This window comes from Cryptosporangium phraense, assembly GCF_006912135.1.
Classification (GTDB): Bacteria; Actinomycetota; Actinomycetes; order Mycobacteriales; family Cryptosporangiaceae; genus Cryptosporangium; species Cryptosporangium phraense.
Genome location: NZ_VIRS01000014.1, coordinates 199,379 through 211,630, shown reverse-complemented (window position 1 = coordinate 211,630; position 12,252 = coordinate 199,379). Strand labels below are relative to the sequence as shown.

Here is a 12,252-nt window from a genome sequence, read left to right as displayed (position 1 = left end):
GTGATCGGCGACTGACCGTTCCGCACGAAATCCCGATCCAGGGTCTCCGACACCACCCGGCTCTCGGTCCCCGACGGCAACGCCCGCGCGTCGATCCCCCCGAACTCCACCCGCAGGAACGGCGCCCCGGCCAGCAACAACACCGCCAGCACACCGACCGCGTACACCACCGGACGACGCATGATGCTGTGCGCCAGGCGGTACCAGAACCCGCGTTCGACCTGAACCGCGGCCTTGCGGCGGAAGAGGCGTCGCACCGACAAGGCATCCACCCGGTGCCCGAGCACGCCCAGCAGGGCGGGCAGCACGGTCAGCGCGGCGATCATCGCGACCAGCACCGCGGAGAGGCCGCCGAGGCCCATCGAGCGCAGGAACGCGAGCGGGAAGATCAGCAGCCCGGCCAGCGAGACCGCCACCGTGACGCCGGAGACCGCGACCGTCCGGCCGGCCGTGGCCATCGTCCGGGCGACCGCGTCTTCCGTGGTCGCGCCGCGGGACAGCTCCTCGCGGAACCGCCCGACCATGAACAACCCGTAGTCGATCGCCAGGCCCAGCCCGAGGATCGTGACCACGTTGACCGAGAACACCGACACGTCGGTCACGTAACTCAGACCACGCAGCGCGGTGAACGCCCCCAGGATCGCCAGACCACCCACCGCCAACGGCAGGCTCGCCGCCGCCAGGCTGCCGAAGATGATCACGAGCAGGACCAGCAGCACCGGCATCGAGAGCGACTCGGCGGTCGCGATGTCCTCGGACACCTGGGTGTTGATGTCCCGGTTGATCGCGGCCGGGCCGCCGACCTGCGTCTGTAACCCCGGGGCGGCCAGGTCGTCGTGGATCTCGTCGAGGGCGTCGGCGCGGGCTTCGTCGTCGTCGCCCTTCAGGGTCAGCACCGCGTAGGTCGCGTGCTTGTCGTGGCTGACCAGCCCCGGACTCTTCGTGCTCCAGTACGTCGCCGTCCTGGTCACGACGTCGCTGGGCAGCTTCGACAGCGTGCCGTCGACCGCCGATGCGAACGACGGGTCGTCCACGGTCGTGGTCGCGCTGCGGTACAGGACGATGACGTCGGCGCCGTCCCGCCCGAGGTCCGCGTCCGCTTTCTCGATGGCGCGGGTGCTCTCGCTGGACGGGTTGTCGAACCCGCCCCCGATCAGCTGGCCGAACACCTGGGTTCCCCAGATGCCGCCGAACGCGATGAAGGCCACGGCAAGACCGAGGACCACCCACCGTCGGCGGTACATCGTCCGCCCGAGTCGCTCGAACATCGTTGCCCCCTCCGGGCATCGTGCGATCTCTGATCGCAGTGCGAACACTGTAAGCTGCGTACGCCCGACAATCTTGCATACACTGTTCGCGAAAGCAATACTATTTACTCAACAACGGGTGTTCGCTACCGCGTTAGGCTTCGGCAGCGTCGTCGAAGGAGGACCGAAGTGACTGCACCGCTCACTCGTCGCGAGAGGCTCCGGGCCGAAACGGTCGAGGAGATCCAGACCACCGCGCGCCGAATGCTGGTCACCGAGGGGTACGACGGGCTCTCGCTGCGCGCGATAGCCCGGGCGATGGGGATGTCCGCGCCGGCGCTGTACCGCTACTACGCGAGCCGCGAAGACCTGATCGCCGCGCTGGTCGCCGAGCTGAAACTCGAGCTGACCGAGTCGCTGGAGCAGGTCCGCGACGCCGAGACCGAGCTGGTCAAGAAGCTGCTGGCGGTCAGCCGCGAGTTCCGCCGCTGGGCGATGGCCTATCCGGCCGAGTTCACGCTGGTGTTCACCAGCTCGGCGATCGGGCTGGACCGGCCGTCCGACGGCTCGGTCGACCCCACCGGCGAGCGGTTCGGCCAGGTCTTCGGCAACCTGATCACCGAGCTGTTCCTGACCCGGCCGTTCCCGATCCCGGCCGACGACGAGATCGAGCCCCAGCTGCGCGAACAGCTCCAGACCTGGAACGACTGCTTCCCGCAGCCGCTACCCCTGGGCGTCACCCAAGTCTTCCTGAGCGCCTGGATCCGGCTCTACGGCACGGTGTCGATGGAGGTGTTCGGGCAGCTCAAGTTCGCGCTCTCGGACGCCGGGCCGATGTTCGAGGCCGAGCTGCGCAGCCTGGCCGACGTCCTCGGCATCAGCGAGCTCTACCGGGCACCGGCTATCGGGGACGGGTGGTCCGCCTAGTCGGCGTCGCCGTCGTCGGGTCGTCGGGCCAGGGGTGTTTCGGGTACCGGCCGCGGAGCTCGGCCCGCACGCTGGGGTAGCCGGTGCGCCAGAACGACTCCAGGTCCGACGTCACCGCGACCGGACGTCCGGCCGGTGAGAGCAGGTGCAGGCGGACCGGGACGCCCGCCACCGTCGGGGTCGCGGTCCAGCCGAACGCCTCCTGCACCTTGACCGCGAGCACCGGCGCGGCCGGGTCGCGGTAGTCGACGCGGATCTTCGATCCGCTGGGTACCGCCAGGCGCTCGGGGACGAGCTCGTCGAGGCGGGCCGCCTCGGGCCAGGGCAGCAGCCGCCGCAGCGCGGCTCCGGCGTCGACCTTGGCCAGGTCGGCCCGGCGGCGGACCCGGGTCAGGTCCGGGCCGAGCCACTCCGCGGCCCGGTCCAGCAGCGTCCCGTCGTCCATGGCCGGCCAGGGCGGCCCGAGGGCGGCGTGGGCGAACGCCAGGCGCTCCCGCAGGACGCGCGCGTCCGTGTCCCACCGCAGCCGGTTCAGGCCCTCTTTTTTGACGCCGGCCAGGACGGCGTCCGCCCGTATGTTGACGTCCGGGTCGATCGCGCGCTCGGCCAGCGGGATCGCGCCGAGCTTGTCGATTCGCCGGGAGAGCAGCTCGCCGTCGTCCCAGCGGATCTCGTCCTCGGTGGTGAGGAGGTTGGACCCGGCGTCGACCGCGGTGGCCTCGTCGATCGCGACCGCGAGCCGGATCCGGGCGTTGGCGTGCCCGGGCGAGCGGTCGGCGACCGCGATCGCCAGCCAGCGAGTGCCGCCGAGGGAGGACGCTTCCGCGAGGTCGGCCGCGGTGCCGCCGGCCATCAGGTAACTCCGGCCGGCGTCCGCCCGGCGCAGCGCGAGCCGCTCGGGGTAGGCCATCCCGACGATCAGGCCGGCCGCCAGATCGTCCGGGAGCCCGGCCGCGGCCGGGCTCCGCCGACCGACGGGCGCCGCCGGGCTCCGCCGATCGACGGGCGCGGCCGGTCCGCGCTCGCCGGCGGGGCGGTCCGCCGGTGCCGCGGGATCGGCCTCGCGCGCCGACGCCGCCAGGCGGCCGGCCTCGTCGCGCCAGCGGCGGGCCCGGTCGGGGATCGAGCCGTCGCGGAGTACCCGCCAGGCCGCGGTCAGGTCGCTCGCGCCGCTGGTGAGCGTGTCGTCGGCCAGCAGCGCCACGACCTCGGCGGCCCGGCGCGGGCCTACCACCGGACCGCCGTCGAGCAGCGCCCGGGCCAGCCGGGGGTGGACGCCCATCGTGGCGAGTGTCCGGCCGCGGGGCGTCACCCGGCCGTCGGTGTCGAGGGCGCCGAGGGCCCGCAACGTCGTGCGCGCCACCTCCATCGCGGCGGGCGGCGGCGGATCGGGCAGCGCGAGGCCCTCGCCGGACGGCGTCCCCCAGCAGGCCAGGTCGAGGGCGAACGGCGTCAGGTCGGCGGCCGCGATCTCCGGCTCGGGCCAGGCCGGCATCCGCGCGTGATCGGCCTCCGACCAACACCGGTACACGGTCCCGGGCGCTTCCCGGCCCGCGCGACCGGCTCGCTGGGTCGCGGTCGCCCGGGATTCGGGCACGGTCACCAGCGCGCCGAGGCCCCGTCCCTGGTCCATCCGGGGCACCCGGGCCAGCCCGGCGTCAACCACGACCCGGACCCCGGGCACGGTCAGGCTGCTCTCGGCGACCGCGGTCGCCAGCACGATTCGACGCCTCCCGGCCGCCGGCCGCAGGACGGCGTCCTGATCGCGCGAGGCCAGGCGCCCGTGCAGGACCGCGACCGTCGCGTCGACCGAGCCGAGACGGCGGGAAACGCCGCCGATCTCGGCTGCGCCGGGCAGGAAGACCAGCAGGTCGCCGTCGGTCTCCGACAACGCCCGGCGCACCACCGCGGCGACGTGGTCGAGCAGCCGCGGGTCGGTCCGGCCCTGGAGCGCGACCGGCGGTGGGCACCAGACCGTGCGCACCGGGTGCGGTGAGCCCGGGACCTCGAGCACCGGACCGCCGAGGAGCTCCGACAGCCGCTCCGACGCCACGGTCGCGGACGTGGCCAGCAGCGAGAGGTCCGGCCGCAGCGTTCCCCTGGCGTCCTGGGTGAACGCGAGCGCGAGGTTGGAGTCGAGGTGACGCTCGTGGATCTCGTCGAGGATCACCGCGCCGACGCCCGGCAGCTCCGGGTCGCGTTGCAGGCGGCGGACCAGCACCCCGGTCGTGACCACGTCGATGCGGGTGCGCGGGCCGGTCGTGCGGTCGCCCCGGACCGTGTACCCGACGGTCTCGCCGACCCGCTCCCCCAGCAGCGACGCCATCCGGGCCGCCGCCGCCCTGGCGGCCACCCGGCGCGGCTCGGCGACGACGATCCTCCGGTCGATGCCGGCCGCGAGTGCGAGCGGCACCAGCGTCGTCTTTCCGCTGCCGGGCGGGGCGACGAGCACCGCCGCTCCCCCGTCGGCCAGCGCGTCCACGATCCGTGGCAGCGCCGGACGCACGGGGAGGTCAGGCAGCGTCAGCACGTTCCGACGGTATCCGGCGGGCCGCGACGAGCCGCACGCCCTCGATCAGGAACCAGGCGAACAGCGGGAACACCGCCAGGCGCTCCATCCCGGCCACGCCGAGCCCCAGCCCGTGCCGGCTGAGGTGCAGCCCGGTGGCGACCAGGCCGACGGCTCCCAGCACGACCGGCAGCGGCTTCCGGACCGCGATGATCCCGGCGTTGCCGAGCACGAACACGAGCGCGGCCCCGAGCACGTGCCGGTTCTCGTCGAGGTCGGCGGGCGCCAGGCCGACCAGCACGCACCCGACCGCGGCCGCGAGCAACAGGACCCGGGCCAGCCGGCGGGGCACCGCGAGGAGCGCCCCGATCGCGATCAGGATCCCGTTGGCGACGAACACCGCGTTCATGCCGGCGTGCCACGGCGAGCAGACGTACCGGGCCGGGTCGCCCCAGTCGCCGCAGGACACCATGCCCAGGTCGCTGATGTTGTTGTCGGCCCAGCTGAACGGGGTGGTCCAGGCCGACTGGACGACGAGCTGGCCGACGAAGAACGCGAGCCCGGCCGTCGCCAGGGCGAGGGCGCCGAGAAGTGTTTTCACGCCGGTCAGCTCATCAGCTCGGGGTCGCGGCGGCACGGATACTGGCCCCCGGACGTCGGTAGAGCTGACTCTAGGGTGGGTGACATGGGTTCACGGATCGCCTTCGTCACGGCCACCGAAACGCCGGTGCCGGACACCGAGTTGTCGCTGCTCCCGGACGCCGCCGCGCGGGCCGGGCTGGACGCCGACGTGGTCGCGTGGGACGACCCGGCGGTCGCGTGGGAGCGGTACGACCTGGCGCTGATCCGCTCGACCTGGAACTACCCGGCGAAGCTCGCGCAGTTCCAGGCCTGGGCGGACGCGACCGGCGCGGTGACCCGGCTGGTGAACGACCCGGCGATCGTCCGGTGGAACTCGGTGAAGACGTACCTCGGTGACCTGGCCGCGGCCGGTGTACCGACCGTCCCGACGACGTTCCTGACGCCGGGCGTCGACCTGCCGTCCTACGACGACTTCGTGGTGAAGCCGACCGTCGGCGGAGGTGCCCGGGGCGCCCGGCGTTTCCGGAGTCCGGACGGTGCTCCCGAGCACGTCCGCGGGTTGCAGGACGCCGGGTTCACCGCGATGGTGCAGCCGTACCAGCGGCGGGTGGAGACCGACGGCGAGCGGGCGATCGTCTACGTCGGAGGCGAGTTCAGCCATGCGATCGTGAAGGGTGCGGTGCTCGTGACGGCGTCCGGGCTGCGGGGCGAACAGTCTCATCCCGACCCGCGGCCGTACACGCCCAGCGACGCCGAGCACGCGCTGGCCCGCGCGGTGCTGGCGTCCGCGCCGGTGCCGCCGCTGTACGGCCGGATCGACCTGGTGCTGGACGACGCCGGGCAGCCGATCGTCATGGAAGCGGAGCTGATCGAGCCGCACCTGTTCCTGACGTCGGCCCCCGGGGCGGAGGACCGGCTGCTGGCCGCGGTAAAGCGGTTGCTCGGCGGGTGATCCTCGAAGGGTGAGGGTCACGTTCACGCGCCTGCCGGACCACGAGTGGGGTTCCGTTCTGATCGAGCGGGACGACCACGTCGTGTACCGGATGGGCGCCGGCCCGATGACCGCGGAGCTGCCGCACGACCTCGTGCACTTCACGGTCGAGGACGCGCTGCGGATCTCGGACGGGATCTGGGGCGCGATCGCCGGCGGCGTGGTGTTCCGGAGCATGACGCACGTGTCCGGGCGGCGGCCGCCGCACGCCGCCGAACGGTCGGCCGAGCTGATCCGGACGCACCGCGACCGCCTGCAGCGGGCCGAGCTGATCGGCGGCTTCGTGGAGGCGGCGGCGGCCGGCGACGACATCGGGGCGCTGTACCGCCAGTGGTTCGCGACGCAGACGGATCCGGTGCCGGTGGCCGAGGTCTCGCGAGCGGTGGCCGCGCTGCACGCGGCCGAGGCGCGGTGGGGTGCGCTGGCGATCGGCGCCGAACTGACGCTCGAGTGGCCGGGAACCCGCCGCCTGACCCCGCCGCCGACCAAGCGCGAGGCCGTCCGCCGCCGCGGCCGCTGACCGAATGGTTCTGACCTGGAGCCCGCCCACTAAGGAAGGCCGGTGGGCTGGGGGCCTTCTCCGGAGGGGAGGCCACCCGGGGCGCCGGCCTGCTCGTCCTTCTCGTGCAGGGAGCGGGCTTCCGGGGCCTTCGTGACGTCCAACTGGGGCAGCACCTTGTCGGCGAACGCGTCCAGGAACGGGTCGAGGTCCTGTCCGACGTGGTGCAGGTAGATGCCGTCGACGCCCAGCGCCGCGTACTCGGCCAGCCAGGCCGTGTGCTGCCCGAGGTCAGCGCTGACGTTCACGACCTCGCGCACCTGGTCGATGCCGACCCGCTCGGACACGACGTCGAAGTGATCGGTCATCTCCAGGTCCCAGCACACCGGCGGCGCGAACACGTTGCTGCGCCACTGCTCCAGCGCGATCGCCTCGGCTTCGTCGGCCGTCTCCGCCCAGCTGAGGTGGATCTGCAGGTTGATCGGCCCGCGGCCCCCGGCGTCCCGATAGGCGTCGATCATCTTCTTCAAGTGGTGCACCGGCGCACCCACGGTGATCAACCCGTCGGCCCAGGACGCGCACCACCGCGCGGTCTCGACGCTGACGGCCGCGCCGACCAGCGCGGGCTCGACCTCCGGACGGGTCCACAGCCGGGCCCGATCGACGGTGACGAGCCCCTGGTGGCTCACCTCCTCCCCGGCCAGCAGGGCCCGGATGATCTCGATGCACTCGAGTAAGCGCGCGTTCCGGACGTCCTTGCGGGGCCACGGGGCGCCGGTGATGTGCTCGTTGCTGGCCTCGCCGGAGCCCAGCGCGGCCCAGAACCGCCCCGGGAACATCGCGCCGAGCGTGCTGATCGCCTGCGCGATGATCGCCGGGTGGTACCGCTGCCCGGGCGCGTTCACGACGCCGAACGGCAGGTCGGTCGCCTGCAGCGCGGCGCCGAGCCACGACCACGCGAACGCCGAGTGGCCCTGCCGGGCGCTCCAGGGCGAGAAGTGGTCGGACGACATGGCGGCGGTGAACCCGAGGCGTTCCGCTTTGGCCACCGCGGCCAGCAGGTCGGAGGGGTGGAGCTGCTCGTGGGACGCGTGGACGCCGTAGACGGTCATGCCCTGGCGGATTCCCCCCGGACCCACTCGTCGAACGTCAGGTGGCTCTCGCGCCCGACGCCGTCGCCGCCGGCGTGGCCCGACCGCATCATCGCGCCGACCTTCCCGGGCAGCGGCAACGGGACGACGACCGCCCTGGTCCCGTGGGCCTTCAGCGTGCGGCGGGCCATGTCCGACACCCGCTCGACGCGCGGTCCGAACAGGTCGGGCGCGCGCCCGGACGACCCGGCCTCCACCGCGTCGGCCAGGGCCTCGCCGACCTCGGAGACCGCGACCGGACGGGTCACGAACTGCGGGACCAGCACGAACGGGCCGAACTTGAGCCGGCCGGCCAGCTGGCCGGCGAACTCGTGGAACTGGGTGGCGCGCAGGATCGTGTACGGCACCCCGCCGGCGACGACCGCCTGCTCCTGGGCCTCCTTGGCCCGGTAGTACGCGTACGGCGAGTCGTCGATCGCGACGATCGAGAGCAGCACGTGGTGCCGGACGCCTGCGTCTCTTTCCGCTGCGAGCAACCGCTCGGTCGCGCCGACGAACGCGGCCCGCGCGACCGCGTACGACTGGGACTGCACGTTGAACGCGTCGATCACCGCGTCGACGTTGCTCAGGGCCTGGTCGAGGCCGTCGCCGGTGGTCAGGTCGGCGCGGTACCCGATCGCCCCGGGCACGTCGGTCTTTCCCGAGCGGCTCAGTGCCCGCACCGTGTGCCCCCGCGCGACCAGGGCCCGTACCGCGGCCCGCCCGGCTTCCCCGGTACCGCCCACCACCAGCACGTCCATCGCCGTCTCCTCGCTCGTCGTCGCTCTATCGACACCCGGGCGGGCCGAAACGTGACAGCCGCGTGAACGTGACGACGAGCACATCGCCGGGTGCGATCGTGGACGGCATGGATCGACTCGAAGCCGGTGCCGCCGTCGAAATCGCTCGCCAGAAGTCCGGGGTCAGCTGGCCGGATCTGGCCGACCTGCTCTGCCGCTCGCTGGTCTGGACGACGTCCGCGCTGCTGGGCCAGCAGCCGCTGACGCTCGAACAGGCCCAGCTGGTCGGCGACAAACTCGGCCTCGACGCCGAGGTGGTGGACGCGCTGACGTTGCCACCGGTCCGCGGTGCGCGGGCCGTCGACACCTCGGAGCCGGTGGTCTACCGGCTGCAGGAGATGGTGCAGGTCTACGGGCCCGCGCTCCAGCGGCTGATCGCGGAGGAGTTCGGCGACGGCATCATGTCGGCGATCGACTTCGAGCTGGAGTTCGAGCGGAAGCAGGATCCGAAGGGCGACCGGGTGGTTCTCACCCTCAACGGCAAGTTCCTTCCGTACCGGGTCTGGTGAGGCGGCGTAGCTCGGCGATCGCCTCGTCACTGGGCAGCGCCCGGGCCGCCGCGTACCCGGCCTCGAAGGCCTCGGCGCCCAGTGCGGCCCGGGCCGGGTCGGCGGTGGACGGCAGGCCCGGGAAGCTCGGCGCCTGCCCGCCGCGCAGCGTCGGCGTGAGGCCGAGGAGGCGCGCGGCCAGTGCCGGCCTGGCCGGCTGAGCACGTCCGACACCCCGGCCCGGGCGGCGAGCGCGGCCGCGTCGCGGTAGAGCGTGCCCGCGCCGTCCCGGTCGCCGGCCCGCAGGCGGCTGGCCGCCCGGCGGCACAGCAGGTCGCTGCGGTCGTCGTCGGAGCCGAGCTCGACCGCGCACCGCATCGCCTCGTCGCTCAGCGCCGCGACAGCACATCGTCGCCCTGACCGTCGGCGATGTCGACCAGCGCAATGCCCGCGCCCCACCGGTAACCCACCGACCGGAATGCGACCAGCGACCCCTGGGCTCGTCCGCGCTCCCTCGACGTCCTCGGTGAACAGCCGGCGCATGAACCCGAGCCCGAACTGCTGCAGCGCGACCGTCCAGGGGTCGACGCCCAGGTCGCGGTACCAGGCGATCAGCGCCGCGTACTTTTGACGCCGTCCACGGATCCACGGGTGCATCGCGATCGCCGCCATCAGGTGCAGCCCGAGCACCGGATCGTCCCGGATCGACCACCGCACGGCGGCGTGCAGGTTGTCGCGCTCGGCGTCGAGGATCGCGGCCCAGCGCAGCTGCTCGTGCGTCCGGAGCCGGGCGTCGCCGCGCTGGGCGAGGTCGAGGAAGTACTCCGCGTGCGCCCGCCGGCTCCGCTCGCGCTCACCGCCGCCCGGAGCGTCCGGTGCCGGGCTGGGCCGGTGCGTTCCCCGCGCGAGAGCAGGCGGAACCGGTCGTCCAGCCGGGCCGCCACCTCGGCCAGCGGCACGCTGCGGTGCCGGGGCGCCGCCGATTCCAGCGCGCGCGGCTGGCCGTCCGGAGTGCGGCAGATCCGCTGCACGTCGGCCGCGGTCGAGACGTCCACAGTGAAGTCGGGATCGGCCGCGGTCGCGCGGTCCGCGAACAGTTGCACCGCGGGCGCGGACCCGAGGGCCCGCACCGGCAGCAGACGCCCGCCGGTGACGCCGAGCGGTTCCCGGCCGGCTGCCGCGCGGCGAGCGCGCGCAGCGACGCGCACGAGCGCAGCAGCCGGCCGGCGAGCTCGGCGTCCGCGTCCACGACGTGCTCGCAGTTGTCGAGCACGAGCAGCATCGGGCGCCCGGACAGCGCCGCGACCAGGCGCTCGAACGGCTCGTCGGCCTGGGCGGTCGGGCGCAGGCCGCTGTCGCGCAGGCCGAGCGCGTCCAGCACGACCTGGGCCAGGTCACCGGCCGCGCGGACCGCGGCGAACTCGACCAGCGCGCGCTCCCCCGGGCGACGGGCCACGGCCTCGACCGCCAGCCGGGTCTTCCCGGCGCCACCCGGGCCTTCCCGGCGCCAGCCGGGTGTTCCCGGCGCCACCCGGGCCGGTCAGCGTGACCAGCCGGTGCGCGCAGAACAGCTCATCCAGCCGCTCGAGCTCGGCCTCCCGGCCGACGAAGCTGGTGAGCTGAGCCGGGAGTCTCTTGCGGGCCGGCCCTCCCACGTCCCCAAGGCCTCGAGGAGCAGCGTTCGGCGACGCGCGCCCTCCGCCGTTCGCGCCTCGGCCACCAGCTGACGGAACCGGTGGACGTCGACCTCGGCCGAGACGACCCGACCGGCGTCGGCGACCAGCAGCGCGTAGAGCGCGCGCCACCGACGGCGAGCGGGCGCCCGTCGCCCGAGACGAGGAGCACCGGCCCCGGGATCCCGAACCGCATGACGCGAATTGTCTGGCCGGTCGGTGGACGAGGGCTAGCGGCGGGTGGGCATGATGGGGCAGGGAAAGAACGGAGTGTCCCGTTGGAACAGCAAACCGGGTCGACGGTCGCGCCGGAGCGCGACCCCTCCGAGCACCTGATCGGCCCGAAGCCGGGCAGCAACGCCCGCACCACGGTCGTGATCGCGGTCGTCGCGGTCACCGTGCTGGTGTTCGCGATGGTGACGATCCTGGTCGCCGGGTTCTCGTTCTTACGCTCGAACGAGCCGACGCCCGCCGACCCGGCCGCGCGGAGCTATTCGGGCGCGCTGGCCCAGCCGCTCCGGATCGTGCCGGTGGTCGGCGTCACGAAGGAGTCCTGTTCGGACGGTTTGACCCGCGGCCGGGACGGCGAGTGCTACACGCTCGGCACCGGCGGGATGACCGTCGTCGTGGTCGAGCGGTTGAGCACCGGGCTTCGCGACGACTTCTGGCTGCTCGAGATGCGGTTCTCCAGCGCCGACACGGTCGCGCTCCGGGCGTTGACGTCGGCGAACGTGAAGAAGCAGGTCGCGCTGATCGTCGACGGCACCGTGCTCAGCGCCCCGACCATCGCCGAGCCGATCACCGGCGGTCAGCTCCAGATCGTCGGCAACTTCACCAAGAACGACGTCGACGCGATCTTCACCCAGCTGACGAAGCGCTGAGAACGCGTTCGAGCTCGCCGCGGAGGGCACGGTCGATCGTCCGGCGCGAGCCCGACGCCGTCCGACGCGGACGGGGCGCCAGCACGACCTCGTCGCCGACCACGATCCCGACGTCGGCGTAACCGCACTCCAACAGGCAGAGCTCGCTCGGCGGCTCGGAGAGCCGCAGCGCGGCCGGTGCGAACGGGAGGCAGGCGCGGGCGATCGACAGGCCGTGCCGCCACGAGCCGTCGACCGGCACCAGCACGCCGTCGAGGGCCGGAGGCCCGTCGTGGACCGGGAGCCCGTCGTCCTGCGGCGAGACCACCACGGTGAGCTCGGTGTCGAGCAACCGGACACCGGTCACCGGGGTTCCGTGCCAGCCGAGGACCTTCACGCCACTCCTTGGGGTTGCTGCTCTCTCGACCGCAAGACGTCTCTTGCGGCGCTGCCGTTCAGGTGACTCCCGCCCGACTAGTTGGGCGAAATGGTCAGTTTGTCGGCCCCCCGACCGATGGCTGAGTGTAAACCGCGACGGAGGTGCCG

13 protein-coding genes are annotated in these 12,252 nt (G+C 73.3%); 6 read left to right on the top strand and 7 right to left on the bottom strand.

Annotation, left to right across the window (positions count from 1 at the left end; genetic code table 11):
- Nucleotides 1-1,268 (bottom strand): MMPL family transporter (locus FL583_RS20905; RefSeq protein ID WP_142706383.1); only part of this gene is annotated, 1,268 nt, incomplete at its 3' end.
- A gap of 168 nt (nt 1,269-1,436) precedes the next feature.
- Here FL583_RS20905 and FL583_RS20900 point away from each other — a divergent pair.
- Nucleotides 1,437-2,174, top strand: a complete 738-nt coding sequence (locus FL583_RS20900; RefSeq protein WP_205752311.1) for a TetR/AcrR family transcriptional regulator — start codon at nt 1,437-1,439, stop codon at nt 2,172-2,174.
- On the opposite strand, the gene hrpB is transcribed toward FL583_RS20900, so the two are convergent.
- The gene (hrpB, locus tag FL583_RS20895; RefSeq protein WP_142706382.1) at nt 2,149-4,704 is read right to left on the bottom strand and encodes an ATP-dependent helicase HrpB; all 2,556 of its coding nucleotides are present in this window, start codon (nt 4,702-4,704) and stop codon (nt 2,149-2,151) included. The two genes, FL583_RS20900 and hrpB, sit on opposite strands and share 26 nt — an antisense overlap.
- Nucleotides 4,688-5,284, bottom strand: a complete 597-nt coding sequence (locus FL583_RS20890) for a DUF998 domain-containing protein (RefSeq protein ID WP_142706381.1) — start codon at nt 5,282-5,284, stop codon at nt 4,688-4,690. Before FL583_RS20890 ends, hrpB begins: the two co-directional genes overlap by 17 nt.
- 84 nt (nt 5,285-5,368) lie before the next feature.
- On the opposite strand from FL583_RS20890, the gene FL583_RS20885 reads away from it, so the two are divergent.
- Both FL583_RS20885 and FL583_RS20880 read left to right on the top strand, forming a co-directional pair.
- Nucleotides 5,369-6,217, top strand: a complete 849-nt coding sequence (locus FL583_RS20885) for an ATP-grasp domain-containing protein (RefSeq protein ID WP_142706380.1) — start codon at nt 5,369-5,371, stop codon at nt 6,215-6,217.
- 10 nt (nt 6,218-6,227) lie between these two features.
- Nucleotides 6,228-6,776: a hypothetical protein gene (locus FL583_RS20880; protein ID WP_142706379.1), complete on the top strand. Its 549-nt coding sequence runs from the start codon at nt 6,228-6,230 to the stop codon at nt 6,774-6,776.
- A gap of 29 nt (nt 6,777-6,805) precedes the next feature.
- Here the strand turns inward: FL583_RS20880 and FL583_RS20875 are convergent, their stop codons facing one another.
- Together FL583_RS20875 and FL583_RS20870 are read right to left on the bottom strand one after the other, a co-directional pair.
- On the bottom strand, nt 6,806-7,867 hold the full coding sequence (locus tag FL583_RS20875) for a TIGR03885 family FMN-dependent LLM class oxidoreductase (protein ID WP_142706378.1): 1,062 nt from the start codon (nt 7,865-7,867) through the stop codon (nt 6,806-6,808).
- On the bottom strand, nt 7,864-8,646 hold the full coding sequence (locus FL583_RS20870) for an SDR family oxidoreductase (protein ID WP_170323771.1): 783 nt from the start codon (nt 8,644-8,646) through the stop codon (nt 7,864-7,866). The genes FL583_RS20875 and FL583_RS20870 overlap by 4 nt, the downstream gene beginning before the upstream one ends.
- A gap of 107 nt (nt 8,647-8,753) precedes the next feature.
- On the opposite strand from FL583_RS20870, the gene cynS reads away from it, so the two are divergent.
- On the top strand, nt 8,754-9,194 hold the full coding sequence (gene cynS / locus FL583_RS20865) for a cyanase (protein ID WP_142706376.1): 441 nt from the start codon (nt 8,754-8,756) through the stop codon (nt 9,192-9,194).
- Nucleotides 9,191-9,394 (top strand): hypothetical protein, encoded by a 204-nt coding sequence (locus tag FL583_RS20860; RefSeq protein WP_142706375.1) that lies wholly within the window; start codon nt 9,191-9,193, stop codon nt 9,392-9,394. Before cynS ends, FL583_RS20860 begins: the two co-directional genes overlap by 4 nt.
- Nucleotides 9,395-10,026: 632 nt before the next feature.
- Here the strand turns inward: FL583_RS20860 and FL583_RS20855 are convergent.
- On the bottom strand, nt 10,027-10,704 hold the full coding sequence (locus tag FL583_RS20855; protein WP_142706374.1) for a hypothetical protein: 678 nt from the start codon (nt 10,702-10,704) through the stop codon (nt 10,027-10,029).
- Nucleotides 10,705-11,124: 420 nt separating this feature from the next.
- Between FL583_RS20855 and FL583_RS20850 the strand changes: the two genes are divergently transcribed.
- Entirely contained in the window at nt 11,125-11,727 is a 603-nt protein-coding gene (locus FL583_RS20850) for a SecDF P1 head subdomain-containing protein (RefSeq protein ID WP_142706373.1), read from the top strand.
- Here FL583_RS20850 and FL583_RS20845 read toward each other — a convergent pair.
- A complete protein-coding gene (locus FL583_RS20845; RefSeq protein ID WP_142706372.1) occupies nt 11,705-12,103 on the bottom strand; it encodes a hypothetical protein in 399 nt (132 codons plus the stop codon). The two genes, FL583_RS20850 and FL583_RS20845, sit on opposite strands and share 23 nt — an antisense overlap.
- Nucleotides 12,104-12,252 lie beyond the last annotated feature (149 nt).

Bases quoted from the DNA above. Each gene is read 5' to 3' on its own strand.
- FL583_RS20885 (WP_142706380.1), top strand. From the start codon at position 5,369: ATGGGTTCACGGATCGCCTTCGTCACGGCCACCGAAACGCCGGTGCCG.
- FL583_RS20875 (WP_142706378.1), bottom strand. From the start codon at position 7,867: ATGACCGTCTACGGCGTCCACGCGTCCCACGAGCAGCTCCACCCCTCC.
- FL583_RS20870 (WP_170323771.1), bottom strand. From the start codon at position 8,646: ATGGACGTGCTGGTGGTGGGCGGTACCGGGGAAGCCGGGCGGGCCGCG.
- cynS (WP_142706376.1), top strand. From the start codon at position 8,754: ATGGATCGACTCGAAGCCGGTGCCGCCGTCGAAATCGCTCGCCAGAAG.